Annotated in this window: 11 protein-coding genes and 1 tRNA gene; 9 read left to right on the top strand and 3 right to left on the bottom strand. The window is 69.9% G+C overall.

What is annotated here, in order from left to right:
- Positions 1 to 460 precede the first annotated feature (460 nt).
- Entirely contained in the window at positions 461 to 1828 is a 1368-nt protein-coding gene (locus BJ998_RS18050; RefSeq protein ID WP_184863173.1) for a Cys-Gln thioester bond-forming surface protein, read from the top strand.
- Positions 1829 to 1937: 109 nt separating this feature from the next.
- A complete protein-coding gene (locus tag BJ998_RS18045; RefSeq protein ID WP_312890181.1) occupies positions 1938 to 2570 on the top strand; it encodes a putative glycolipid-binding domain-containing protein in 633 nt (210 codons plus the stop codon).
- A 193-nt stretch (positions 2571 to 2763) separates the two neighbouring features.
- Here BJ998_RS18045 and BJ998_RS18040 read toward each other — a convergent pair whose 3' ends face one another.
- Both BJ998_RS18040 and BJ998_RS18035 read right to left on the bottom strand, forming a co-directional pair.
- A complete protein-coding gene (locus tag BJ998_RS18040; RefSeq protein WP_446684996.1) occupies positions 2764 to 3717 on the bottom strand; it encodes a prephenate dehydrogenase in 954 nt (317 codons plus the stop codon).
- A 64-nt stretch (positions 3718 to 3781) separates the two neighbouring features.
- Positions 3782 to 5020, bottom strand: coding sequence for a M20 metallopeptidase family protein (locus BJ998_RS18035; protein ID WP_184863169.1), 1239 nt, complete (start codon positions 5018 to 5020; stop codon positions 3782 to 3784).
- A gap of 102 nt (positions 5021 to 5122) precedes the next feature.
- Here BJ998_RS18035 and BJ998_RS18030 point away from each other — a divergent pair, with 102 nt between their 5' ends.
- The 5 genes from BJ998_RS18030 to BJ998_RS18010 all read left to right on the top strand — a co-directional run bounded on the left by BJ998_RS18030 (position 5123) and on the right by BJ998_RS18010 (position 8123).
- Positions 5123 to 5611: a tRNA adenosine deaminase-associated protein gene (locus BJ998_RS18030; RefSeq protein ID WP_184863167.1), complete on the top strand. Its 489-nt coding sequence runs from the start codon at positions 5123 to 5125 to the stop codon at positions 5609 to 5611.
- Positions 5598 to 6053: a nucleoside deaminase gene (locus BJ998_RS18025; protein ID WP_184863165.1), complete on the top strand. Its 456-nt coding sequence runs from the start codon at positions 5598 to 5600 to the stop codon at positions 6051 to 6053. Before BJ998_RS18030 ends, BJ998_RS18025 begins: the two co-directional genes overlap by 14 nt.
- Before the next feature lie 55 nt (positions 6054 to 6108).
- Positions 6109 to 6318: a CsbD family protein gene (locus BJ998_RS18020; protein WP_184863163.1), complete on the top strand. Its 210-nt coding sequence runs from the start codon at positions 6109 to 6111 to the stop codon at positions 6316 to 6318.
- Between the two features lie 44 nt (positions 6319 to 6362).
- Positions 6363 to 6447, top strand: a tRNA-Ser gene (locus BJ998_RS18015).
- 86 nt (positions 6448 to 6533) lie between these two features.
- The gene (locus tag BJ998_RS18010) at positions 6534 to 8123 is read left to right on the top strand and encodes an HNH endonuclease signature motif containing protein (RefSeq protein WP_184863161.1); all 1590 of its coding nucleotides are present in this window, start codon (positions 6534 to 6536) and stop codon (positions 8121 to 8123) included.
- Between the two features lie 446 nt (positions 8124 to 8569).
- Here BJ998_RS18010 and BJ998_RS18005 read toward each other — a convergent pair whose 3' ends face one another.
- Positions 8570 to 9034 carry a hypothetical protein gene (locus BJ998_RS18005; RefSeq protein WP_184863159.1) on the bottom strand — a complete coding sequence of 155 codons (465 nt, stop codon included), beginning with the start codon at positions 9032 to 9034 and terminating at the stop codon, positions 8570 to 8572.
- 184 nt (positions 9035 to 9218) lie between these two features.
- Between BJ998_RS18005 and BJ998_RS18000 the strand changes: the two genes are divergently transcribed.
- Together BJ998_RS18000 and BJ998_RS17995 are read left to right on the top strand one after the other, a co-directional pair.
- On the top strand, positions 9219 to 11654 hold the full coding sequence (locus BJ998_RS18000) for a DUF8508 domain-containing protein (RefSeq protein WP_184868743.1): 2436 nt from the start codon (positions 9219 to 9221) through the stop codon (positions 11652 to 11654).
- A gap of 66 nt (positions 11655 to 11720) precedes the next feature.
- On the top strand, positions 11721 to 12314 hold the full coding sequence (locus BJ998_RS17995; protein ID WP_184863157.1) for a helix-turn-helix domain-containing protein: 594 nt from the start codon (positions 11721 to 11723) through the stop codon (positions 12312 to 12314).
- The last annotated feature ends 27 nt before the right edge of the window (positions 12315 to 12341 follow it).

Here is a 12341-nt window from a genome sequence, read left to right as displayed (position 1 = left end):
GCGGAGATCATGTTGTCTCCGTTGGATAACGATCTTATCGCGGAATGTCAACCGTTTCAGGTTGGCGTAATCGTTTGCGTCGATGTGACCAGCGGAAACGCTGGCCTGTGGATAACTCGACACGATCGTGATTCATGGCGCCAGCTGGCGAATTTCGTGACGCAGCGTGATAAGCGAGCTCGGCTCGTCTAGTCGATCTTCGTGTCGTGTCACCACGCCGTGACGTTTCCGCAGGTCATCCCTATGGGGTGAGTCCCGCGCGGCTTGCGTCACTCTATCGAGTAGTGTGGCCCGGCGTTCCACACAGGACTTTCACCGAACGCGGCGCAAATCGCCCGTTCGGACTATGTGTCACGAGCTTCGAATGCGTCCTTTCGGGTGAGCGTCGCTCGGACCGTGACACCGCAGGGCAGGTCAGAGGTCGGGGACCAGCGCTAGCAGGCAGTCAAAGAGGAGAGTCATGGCAAACCGGTTCCACCCGGGTCGTATCGCCGCCGCTGTGCTCGGCGCCTCGATCGCCCTGATGTCGGCGGCGCCGCTGGCGTTCGCGGACAACGGCAACGACAACCACGGCGGCTACGCCACCCCGCGCGGTCCGCGCGACCAGGCGCCCTCCGCGCAGTCGGACGCCAAGATCGGCACCACCACCGGCCTCAACGTCAAGCTCGTCGGCGACAAGTTCGCGAGCGAGCGGACGCTGCTGATCCCGATCACGGTCGACGGCCAGAAGGTCTACACGTACTGCGTCGAGCTGAACGTGGAGATCGACGGCAAGGTCAAGATGGTCGAGGTCCCGTGGGACAAGTACCCCTACGAGGCCACCCCGGGTGACAAGGACGGCGGCTTCAAGGCCAACGCCGGCAAGATCAACTGGGTTCTGCAGAACAGCTACCCGAACGTCGGCGCCGCCAAGCTGACCCAGGAGCTGACCGCGGCCGGCGTCAAGCTGAACAACGGCCTGAGCGAGGCCGAGGCGATCAGCGCCACCCAGTCCGCCATCTGGCACCTGTCCGACGGCGCGAAGCTGGACGAGAACAACCCGACGCCGTTCAACAAGGACTCCGGCGCGGACGTGCTGGCCGCTTACAACTACCTGCTGAGCCACGCCACGCCGGTCGACCAGCCGACGCCGTCGCTGGACCTCGCGCCGACCTCGCAGTCCGGCAAGGCCGGTGACCTGATCGGTCCGTTCACCGTCACCACCACCGCCGACTCGGTCAAGCTCACCACGCAGCTGCCCAACGGCGTCACGCTGACCGACAAGGACGGCAAGGCGCTGGGCGACGTCAAGAACGGCACCCAGATCTACGTGAAGGTCCCGGCGGGCACCGAGGCCGGCAACGGCTCCTTCGCCATCGACGCGACCGCGCACCTCAACGCCGGCCGCCTGTTCGTCGGCGCGAACGCCGACGGCAAGCCGAGCGCCAAGGCCATCACGCAGTCGCTGATCGTGGCCAAGCCGACCGACATCAAGCTCCACAAGGAGGCCAGCGTCTCCTGGACCGTCGGGTCGACGACCACCACGACGACGACCACCACCACGACCACGTCGCCGACGACCACGACGACCAGCACCAGCCCGTGCGTGCCGTCCACGTCGCCGACCACGACGACCCGCACCACCACCACGAGCAACGGCGGCACCACCACCAGCACCCCGATGCCGCCGTCGTGCAACACGCCGACCCCGACCACCTCGGCCGACACCAACGAGCTCGCCTACACCGGCGCCTCGGTCATCGGCCCGGTGATCGCCGGCATCGTGCTGATCGGCGCGGGCGTGGGCGCGCTGTTCTTCGTGCGTCGCCGTAAGGCCAACCACAGCTGACACCAGCTGATCCGCTGAGCCATGTGGGGCCTCCCGTGGGAACGGGAGGCCCCACTGTCATTTCGGTTAGGTACGCTCCGTTGTCGACCCTGACCTCGAAAGGTGGACAGTGAACGTCCCCAACGCGACTGAGCCCGCACAGTCCGACAGCACGTCCCGTGCCGGTCGCCGGCCGGTGATGGTGACGTGGGAGGGCCTCACCGGCCCCCGCCTCGAGTCGGCCCGGCTGGTGCTGTCCGAGAACCGGATCAAGGGCAGCGGCCGGGTCGTCGCGGCCGCCATCGAGGGCAACGAGGCGTACAACGCCTCCTTCGAGCTGTCCGTCGGCGAGGACGGTGTGGTGAGCCGGCTGCTGCTGCGCAGCACCACCGCCGAGGAGGAGCGCACGATGTCGCTCAGCCGCACCGAGGACGGCATGTGGATCGTCGACCGCGGCCGCGGCGCCGAGCGCCGCGACTTCGAGGGCGCGCTCGACGTCAACCTCCAGAGCAGCGTCCTGTTCAACGCCCTGCCGGTGCGTCGGCTCGGGCTGCACCGCGAGGCCGGCGAGCACGAGCTGCCCGTCGTCTGGGTGTCGCTGCCGGACCTGTCGGTCAGCCTCGTGCGCGAGCGCTATCGCACCGTCTCGGTCGACGAGCGCGGCAGCGTGCTCGCCTTCGACCGCGGCGAGGCCACCGTCGAGCTCGTCGTGGACCGCGACGGCCTGGTCGTCGAGTACCCCGGCCTGGCCCGCCGCGTCTGACATCACTTTCCGTGGCCGATCGCTGCGCTGAGTAAACAGTGCGGAATGATCAGCCGGGTGAGTGTGCACTGCGGCCTTTCCCGAGCCCGCCGACCTGGCCCGCTCCACTTCAAGCACGAACGGGACGTCGTGCAGCAAGACATCGCGGCTCGGCTGTCGGAGACTCGACTCCAGGGCGGTCGACCGCAGTTGATCAGAGCATCTGCACGATCGCGACGGTGCCGTCCAGGGCGGTCAGGCGGCCACCCTTGTTGCCGAGGTCGCGGAGGTTGGTGAGGGCGTCCCGGGCCTCCAGGTCGACCTTGACGGCGTGACGGGTGCCGGAGCGGTGCTGCTCGAGCTCCCGGCGGGCGAGGTGGCCGGCGTTGACGGTGGCGGCGAGCCCGCCCGTCGAGGCGAGGGAGCCCCGCGCGGCGCCGAGGCGGCCGAGGGCGTCGTCGACGGCGTCGAGGAGGGCGGCGCGGTTGCCCTCGCACATGGCCTGCACGAGCTCGGGGCGGCTGCCGGCGACGCGAGTGCCGTCGCCGAATGCGCCGGCGGCCAGGGCGAGGGAGAGCGGGCCGCCGGAGGCGCCGACGCTGGCCAGCACGGCGGCGAGCAGGTGTGGCAGGTGGGAGATGCGGGCGACGGCGTCGTCGTGGGCGGACGCGGACGCCGGCACGACGTGGGCGCCGCAGGCCAGGGCGAGCTGCACGACCTCGGTCCACACCTCCTGATCGCTGTCGTCCTCGGTCGTGACGACCCAGGCGGCGTCCCGGAACAGCTCGGCCGAGCCGGCGGACCACCCGGACCGTGAGGTGCCGGCCATGGGGTGCCCGCCGACGTACCGGGCGTATGGGTTGATCTTGCGTACGGCCTCCGACACGGCGCCCTTGACGCTGATGACGTCAGTGAGCCGGCAGCCGGGCGCGTACGCCGACACCGACCGCAGCACCTCGGCCAGCGCTGTCAGCGGCACGGCCAGCACGATGAGAGCGTCCTCCTCGTCCGCCCGGCGCAGCGCGTCGTCGACGCTGGCCTCGACTGTGAAGCCAGCGGCCCGCGCCGCCTCGGCGTCCGTGGTGGACGCGGTGGCACCCCAGGTCGCCCGGCCGGCCGCGCTGGCGGCGCGCATGACGGACCCGCCGATCAGACCCAACCCGATCACACAAACAGGCAGCACGTGTCCCATCCTGCCGCCACGGGCGAACCTGGCGAAACCACCCCGGGTGTTAACGCAGCGCGTCGAGCGCGAATGCGGCGTACATGGCCACCCCGTGCTCCATCGCGGCCTCGTCGAACAGCACCCGGTTGGAGTGGTTGGGGGCGGCCTCGTCCAGTCCGATCGACGGCGGGCAGGCGCCGAGGAAGGCCATCGTGCCGGGGATCTGCCTGGCCACGTACGAGAAGTCCTCCGCGCCCATCATGGGTTCGGCCATCGGCTCGCTGTAGCGCGCGCCGAGCACGCTGGTGGCCAGGTCGAGCACGTTCGCGGCGACCTCGGGGTCGTTCACGGTGATCGGGTAGCCGCGCTCGATCTGGAACGTGGCCGAGCAGCCGTACGCGGCGGCGGTGTGCTCGCAGATGCGCTTCGCCTCGGTGTGCACCTGCGAGCGGGTGGTCTCGGACAGGGTCCGGATGGTGCCTTCGAGCTCGGCGATCTCCGGGATGATGTTGTTTGTGGTGCCGGCGGCGATCTTGGCGACGGTGAGCACGGCCGGTTCCGTCGTCGCGACCCGGCGGGTGATCATCGTCTGCAGCGCGCCGACCATCGCCGCCGCGGCCGGCACCGGGTCGAGCGCCTTGTGCGGCTGCGAGGCGTGACCGCCGCGGCCGACCACCCGCACCCGGAACACGTCGGCGGCGGCCATGATCGGACCGGGTCGGCTGGTGATCACGCCCGATCGCACGGTCGAGGTGATGTGCAGGGCCAACGCCTTGTTCGCGAGCAGTCCGGACGCGCCGAGCACGCCCTCGTCGATCATGTGCTTGGCGCCGTGGTGCCCCTCCTCGCCGGGCTGGAACATGAACACGACGTGACCGTTGAGGGCTTCCCGGCGGGCACACAGCAGCCGTGCCGCCGAGGCGAGCATCGCCACGTGCGTGTCGTGCCCGCACGCGTGCATCGTCCCGTGCACCTCGGAGGCGAAGGCGCAGCCGGTCTGCTCCGTCAGGGGCAACGCGTCCATGTCGGCCCGCAGCAGCACGGTGGGGCCGGGCCGGGCGCCGTGCAGCACGGCGACGACCGAGTCCGTGGACTTGCCGGTGGTGATCTCCAGCGGCAGACCCTCCAGCGCGTGCAGCACCGCCGCCTGCGTCAGTGGCAGCTTCAGCCCCAGCTCAGGCCGCTTGTGCACCTGTCGGCGCAACGCCACCGTGCGTGGCTGGAGCGCGCGGGCGGCCTCGATGAGACCAGCGAGCCTGGGGTCACCTGACTGGGTGGTTGCTGGGCGTGCCGCTGAAGTGGTCATCCAGCCATGGTCCCACCGGAGCCACCGTCCGGCCGATCTCCGCGGGGCCGGCTTGGGGGATGGTGCTTCCGGGTGACCGGCCCGGGCGCATACGGTGTGCACATGTCGGTGCACGAGCCGGTCGGTGGTTTCGGTGTCGCCGTCGTCCGCGAGGACGGCAAATGGCGCTGCAGCTCGCTCGAACTGGCCACGTTGAACGAGCTCGACGCCGCCATCACCGCGCTGCGGAAGATCAGATCGACCGGCGCGCTGTTCGGCATGCTCAACGTCGACGACGAGTTCTTCGTGCTGCTGCGGCCCAGTCCCGGCGGGGTGTCGCTGTTGCTGTCCGACGCCGCCGCGGCGCTGGACTACGACATCGCCGCCGACGTGCTGGACCTGCTGCGCGTCGAGCCGCCGGACGACGAGGACGACGGCCTGTGGCCGGAGGGCGACCTGGGCATTCTCGCCGACCTGGGACTGCCCGACGGCGAGCTGCAGGTGATCGTCGACGAGGTCGACCTCTACCCGGACGAGCAGCTGCAGATGATCGCCCAGCGCTGCGGCTTCAGCAGCGAGTTCGCCGCCGTCGTCGACCGTGTCCAGCAGTGACGAGGAGCTGGTCCGGGCCGCGATCCGGGCCGCTCGCGCTGCCGGCGACGACATCCCCATCGGCGCCGTTGTCGTGGACCGTGACGGCGTGGAGTTGGCGTCCGCCTGCAACGCCCGGGAACGCCTCGGCGACCCCACTGCCCACGCCGAGATCCTCGCCCTGCGCGCCGCCGCCGCCCGTCACGGGGACGGCTGGCGCCTGGAGGGCTGCACCCTCGCAGTGACCGTCGAGCCCTGCACCATGTGCGCCGGCGCCCTCGTCCTCGCCCGGGTTGACCGCGTCGTGTTCGGGGCCTGGGAGCCCAAGACCGGCGCCGTCGGCTCGCTCTGGGACGTCGTTCGCGACCGTCGGCTCAACCACCGCCCCGAGGTGCGCGGCGGCGTCCTCGAACGGGAGTGCGCCGCCCTGATGGACGAGTTCTTCGCCGCTCACCGACCGTGATTCGGACATCCCCGAACGGGGCATCCCTAGGGTGCGCGAGCCAAGGGAGGCACTGATGAGCGTGTTCGACAAGGTCAAGGACAGGGCCGAGCAGATCATCGGCCAGGCCAAGCAGAAGGTCGGCGAGCAGACCGGCAACGAGCGCCTGCAGGCGGAGGGCCAGAAGGAGCAGATGGTCGGCAAGGCCAAGGAGGTCGGGCACGACCTGCTCGACAAGGCCGGCCACGTCGTCGACGACCTGAAGGCCAGGCTCGACCGCAAGTGACCCCGCGTGTCACCGGCCGCGGCGGCTCCTGTAATGTTCTTACCGGTGGCGTGTCCGAGCGGCCGAAGGAGCACGCCTCGAAAGCGTGTGAGGGGAGACCCTCCGTGGGTTCAAATCCCACCGCCACCGCTGCTCAGAGCCCCGGCAACCGAACCTGGTTGCCGGGGCTCTGACGTTTCCCCGGAACTGTCGGTGGTGGCGCCTACCCTGCAGCTGTGAGCCTTGCTGACATCTCCCGCGCGGCGGTGCTGGCTGCCGTCGCAGAGTGCGACCGCATCGGCGAGCCGGCTTTCCTGCGCGACCACGGATTTCTGACCGCGCGGTCGTTTCCGCTGGTTCACGACGACCGACGGTATGACGCGCGGGCGATCGTGGGGGTGGCGCACGGTGAAGGGGCAGGCGATCCGCTGCGGCCGGAGGAATTTCGCAGCGGCGACGAGACGATCGCGCTCGTGCTCCAACAGCTGGGCTTCGAGGTCGAGCATGAGGCGTTCGACGACACCGCAGCCGAATTGTTGTCTGCGGCTCGGGGGCTGACCAGCGCGGAGGCCATCGGCCTGTTGTGGGTGGTCAGTCGGTTCCGGCACGGCGAGCTGGCCGAGCTGGACGAGGGCCGTCTGGCCGAGTTGCTGAGCGAGTACGAGGTTGTCGGTTCGGCCGAAACGGTGTTCGCGGACCTGCGTGCGGACTGGATGTGGGCGAGGACCGAGGACACGGCGAGCCTGAGTGAGCAGGCGCGGCTGTCGCTGACCGACGACCGCTGTGCCGAGGCGCTCGCGGGCCATCTGGTGGACATGTACCTCCACGACATCCGTGTGGACGAGTTGCTGCAGGCGGTCCGACCGCCGATCGTGACGAGCGAGCGAGCCTGGTCGCTGTTGACGAAGGAGGATGACCGGGAGTTCCAGGGCAACGGCGGATACGACGACATCACCGGCAAGATCTACGCGTACGACGCGACCGTGCCCCACTACAGGAACCTCGCCGAGGGGCATTTGGTGATCCTTCGCGACAGCAACTGGGCATTGGGTGCGGCAACGGTGGAACGCATCGACGCCGAGCCGAATCAGGTGAAGACGCAGAAGCGTTGCCCGAGCTGCGGCTTCGTACGATTCAGACCTCGCGAGACCTTGGAGCCGAGGTACCGCTGTCGCAGATGCCGACACACGTTCGACGAACCGGCCACCGAGCTGATCCCCACCACCGTGTTCAGGGCGCACTACGGGGGGACCTGGACACCGCTCGACCCGGTCATAGACAAAGACGAACTGGCGGAGCTCACGACCGACAGGGCGGTCCAGAACGCGATACGACCCATGGACGTCGTGCAGGTCACCGCGCGGCTCAAGGGGTTGGCCGTGCAGATGCCGGCTTCGCTGCCGTCGAACGGAGGAGGCCGGGACAGCGTCAAAGGTGGGTCCAGGCGGGCGATGGTCCGGGTGCGGACCGGCCAGCAGGGGGTCCGACAGATGCTGTTCGACAGCTACGGCAGCAGCTGTGCGGTGACCGGACCGTGTCCGCGAGAGGCGTTGCAGGCCGCGCACCTCCGTGGTTTCGCCAAGCACCAGGAGCATCGGAGGGACCAGGGGCTCCTGCTTCGAGCCGATATTCACTCCCTGTTCGACCGGGGCATGGTGGCGGTCGACCCGGATCGGCTGGTGATCGTCGTCGATCCCGGCTTGCTGCGGTACGAGCAGTACGCGGACCTGGACGGAAGGCCTCTGTGCGTACCTGAGGGCCTGGAACCGGACCGGTCGGCGCTGGCGGACCACCACGCCCTCGCGAGCGCCGGTTGGGAAAGCTGAACGGAGGAGCCCCGGCACCAGAGGTGCCGAGGCTCGTTGTCGCCAGCGGGGTGAGCTGTTGGGGCGGTGGTGACGACGGCGCCGGGGCCGGCGGAGAAGGCGACGGAGAGACTGGCCCAGCCGGGACGCCGGTGAGGGCGAGGCCGGTGCGGTTGTCGCCGGCGAGGATCTTGACGCCGGGGCGGGGCGCGTCGGTGAAGGCGCCGAAGCCGAGCGCGGCCAGCGCGAGGTACAGCAGGCGCTTGGCCGGACGGTCGCAGCGGTGCAGGGTTCGGTAGGTGCCGTCCTCGCGGGCGTGGTCAGGAATCGGCTGGCGACCGCCATCAGCACGGCGGACAGCCACATCGCGGTCACGCCGATCGGCAGCGCGGCGCCGAAGGCCAGGGACAGCACCAGCACGGTGACGGCCCAGGCCGCGCCGACCAGCGAGGCGACGATCAACCGCTTCACGGCTCGCTCCTCCGATCGACCACGGCCAGGCACAGCAGGGCCATCCCGGCGAGAAAGAACACCACGAGCGCGGCCGCGGCCCTCGGCAGGGCGGCGACCGTCTCCTCGTGCCGGGCGGTGGTGAAACAGGTCTTGTACCCATGGCTGTCGTAGGAGTGCTGGCCGTTCGCGTATTGCGGGTGAAGTCCGGGCCAGGTGCCCCAGCTGAAGGTCCCGGCGGCGATGGCCAACATGATCAACGCGACGCGCGGGTTCGGCGGCACGGCCCCGATGCCGGTCAGCAACTGCTGTGGCTTGCGGGCTCGGAGCAGGACGAACACCCCCGCGACCACGCCGGGCAGCGCGAACAGCGCCAGCTCCGGCCACACGATCGGCAGCTGGATGCCGGGGATCAGGGACACCACGATGGCCAGGACGCAGCATCCGGCGTCCGCCATGAGCACGAGGGCCCACCGTCTCACGAGGTCAACGCCAGATCGGTGATCCGCCCGGTATGGGCTGAACACCGGAAGTTGCCGCCGTTCGTACTACCAGGTAACCGTTGCGCAAAAGCCTTCCGGCGTTCACTCAACCGGGGGAGGATGCCCCGACCACTGAGCTAGTAGGAGGACGAGGGTGACCCCATCTCCACACCGCCGCAGAGCCATGGCCGGCACGGCGGTGACCGCGCTGCTGTCGGCCGGCCTGGTCGTCACGGCGGCCCCGGCGTCGGCGACGCCGAGTGCCGACGCCCTGATCGCCGAGGTGTACGGGGGCGGCGGCAACGCCGGCGCCACCCTCACCTCCGACTACGTCGAGCTGGCCAACCGGGCCGCGACGGCGGTGTCGGTGGCCGGTTGGAGCGTGCAGTACCTGCCGGCGGCGCCGAAGCCGACGAGCGTGTGGCAGGCGACGCCGCTGACGGGCAGCATCGCCCCGGGGACGAAGTACCTGGTGGGCGAGGCGAAGGGCACCGGCGGCACGACGGCGCTCCCGACGCCGGACGCGACCGGCAACATCAACATGTCGGCGACGGCGGGCACGGTGGCCCTGGTTTCGGGCACGGACCCGCTGACCTGCCTGACGGCGGCGGACTGCGCGGCGGATCCCCGGGTGCACGACCTGGTGGGCTTCGGCGGCGCGGTGGTCGTCGAGGGCACGTCGGCCGCGGCCCCGAGCAACACGACGGCGGTGACCCGCACGGCGGGCGACACCGACGACAACGGCAAGGACTTCGCCACCGGCGCGCCGGCCCCGACGAACGGCAAGGGTGAGACGACGCCGGGCGGCCCCACCCCGCCGACCGGGGTGCCGGCCCGCATCCACGACATCCAGGGCACGACCCGCCTCTCGCCGCTGGTCGGCAAGCAGGTCAGCGACGTGCCGGGCATCGTGACGGGCGTCCGCTCCTTCGGCAACAGCCAGGGCTTCTTCTTCCAGGACCCGAACCCGGACAGCGATCCCCGCACCAGCGAGGGCATCTTCGTCTACACCGGCTCCGCCAAGATCGCGGTGCAGCCGGGCGACTCGGTCAAGGTCTCCGGCAAGGTGTCGGAGTTCTACCCGGACGAGTCCGGCGCGAGCTCGCTGTACCAGTCCAACACCGAGCTCGGCTCGGCCACGGTCACGGTGGTCTCCTCGGGCAACCCGCTGCCGGCGGCCGAGGTGCTCGGCCCGGACACGGTTCCGACGGCGTTCGCCCCGACCGGCGGCAACATCGAGTCCCTCCCGCTGCAGCCGGACAAGTACGCGTTGGACTTCTTCGAGTCGCGTGAGGGCATGCGGGTCGAGGTGGACGACGCCCGCGTGGTCGGCCCGACCGACAAGTACAACGAGCTGTACGTGACGACCAAGCCGACGCAGAACCCGAGCGTCCGCGGCGGCACGGTCTACCTGGGCTACGACGACAACAACTCGGGCCGGCTCGAGGTGCAGTCGCTGATCCCGTTCTCCCAGGTGCCTTTCCCCAAGGCGAACGTGGGCGACAAGCTCGCGGGCGCCACGGCCGGCCCGCTGGACTACACCCAGTTCGGCGGCTACGTGATCCAGGCGACGCAGCTGGGCGGTTACGTCTCGGGCGGCATCCAGCCGGAGACCACGGCCAAGCAGACCGTGGACGAGCTGGCGGTGGCCACCTACAACGTGGAGAACCTGGCGCCGACCGATCCGCAGGCCAAGTTCGACCGCCTGGCCGGCAACCTGGTGCACAACCTGGCCGCGCCGGACATCGTGTCGCTGGAGGAGATCCAGGACAACTCCGGCGCCAAGGACGACGGCGTCGTCGCGGCGGACCAGACGCTGCAGAAGTTCGCCGACGCCGTGGTGGCCGCGGGCGGACCGCAGTACAGGTGGACGGAGATCGATCCGACCAACGACGCCGACGGCGGCCAGCCGGGCGGCAACATCCGGATCGCCTTCTTCTACAACCCGAAGCGGGTGTCCTTCGTGGACCGCCCGGGCGGTGACGCCACCACCGCGACGACGATCGTCAACAAGCACGGGCAGGCGGAGTTGTCGGTCTCGCCGGGCCGCGTCGACCCGACCAACCCGGCCTGGAACGCCAGCCGCAAGCCGCTGGCCGCCGAGTTCCGGTTCCAGGGCCGCGAGGTCATCGTGATCGGCAACCACCTGGTGTCCAAGCTCGGCGACCAGCCGGACGTGGGCCGCAACCAGCCGCCGACACGGAGCTCGGAGGTGCAGCGCGGGCAGCAGACGGCGGCGCTGCGCGCGTTCGTCGACCAGATCCTGGCGGTGAACGCGAAGGCCAACATCGTCATCCCGGGCGACTTCAACGACATGCAGTTCTCCCCGACGGTGGCCACGCTCACCGCCGGCGGCAAGCTGCGTGACCTGGTGAACGAGCTGCCCGCGAACCAGCGCTACAGCTACGTCTACCAGGGCAACTCCGAGGTGCTCGACCACCTGCTGGTCAGCACCGCGCCGCGCGGCGTGCAGTACGACGTGGTGCACGTCAACGCCGAGTTCGCCGACCAGGCCAGCGACCACGACCCGCAGGTGGTCCGGTTCCGGCCGAGCACCGGCAACGAGCTGCTGGACCAGCTGCTCGACCTGGCGCACTGTTTCGCGCCGCCGGCCAAGTAACCGCTGTGAAAGGACCATTCCTGACGCTGGACGTCAGGAATGGTCCTTTCATGACATCGTGGGGGCGTGACTCAGCCGAGGGCCGGCCAGGTGTTGGCGGCGAACCTGAAGGTGCTGCGTGAACGCAGCGGCCTGTCGCTGTCGGAGCTGGCCCGCCGGTCTGGCATCGCCAAGGGCACGCTGTCCCAGCTGGAGTCCGGCGCCGGCAACCCCACCATCGAGACCGTGTTCAGTTTGTCGAACGCCTTGAGTGTGCCGGTGTCGAGCCTGCTGACGTTGCGCAGCGACCCGGACGTGGTGCTGGTCCGCTCGGCCGACCTGGACGTCCTCAGCAGCAACGCGGTCGACCTGCGGATGCTGCGCCGGCTGGACGTCACCGAGACCGTCTTCGAGGTCTACGACCAGCGGGTCCGCCCCGGCCAGCAGCAGCACTCCGACGGCCACGCCGGAATCGAGCACGTCACCGTGGTCACCGGCCGGCTGCTGATCGGCCCGCCGGACGACCCGTACGAGCTGGGCCCCGGTGACTACGTGAGCTTCCCGGCCGACCGGCCGCACATCTACCGCGCCGTCGACGAGCCGGTGCTGTCGGTGCTGTTGCTGCAGTACCCCGCCGATGCCGGACCGCCGGCCTTGACCTGCGCCACCTCCGACCCGTAGCGTTCATTTTAACGAACGGAGGTGGCC

Origin of the sequence: Kutzneria kofuensis, assembly GCF_014203355.1 — a bacterium.
GTDB lineage: Bacteria > Actinomycetota > Actinomycetes > Mycobacteriales > Pseudonocardiaceae > Kutzneria > Kutzneria kofuensis.
Note: the sequence above shows the minus strand (reverse complement) of the source record. Positions and strands in the feature narration are given on the sequence as shown.